Below are 308 nucleotides of genomic sequence, written 5' to 3'. Positions count from 1 at the left end.
GGATCATCGCCAGTATCGGGCTTTTTCCAGGTCGCTGCATCGTGCAAATGGAGGAGTATGCAAACGGCCCGGCGGCCCGGCATCCTTTGCCCCCAACAGGGCTGTCGGACCGCCTTCGAGCGGCGCGAGGCCCGCGCCTTATCGGCCCGCCACCACTTCCCTATATTCCCGCACCTTCCCGTCCTGGCCACGAATACGCCAGGTTTCGCCCTCGCAGCCCTCGATATGGCTCGCCGCCAGCGGCACCTTGCCGCCGCCGTCGGGCAGATCGATGACATAGGTTGGATTGCAGATGCCGGAGAGCCGCC

At 65.6% G+C, this 308-nt stretch carries 1 pseudogene; it reads right to left on the bottom strand.

Annotated features, from left to right (window positions below):
* Positions 1-138: 138 nt before the first annotated feature.
* Positions 139-308, bottom strand: a pseudogene (locus tag EN852_RS38550) (KamA family radical SAM protein); the annotation flags it as partial.

This window comes from Mesorhizobium sp. M2E.F.Ca.ET.209.01.1.1, assembly GCF_004010375.2.
Taxonomy (GTDB): Bacteria; Pseudomonadota; Alphaproteobacteria; order Rhizobiales; family Rhizobiaceae; genus Mesorhizobium.
Note: the sequence above shows the minus strand (reverse complement) of the source record. Positions and strands in the feature narration are given on the sequence as shown.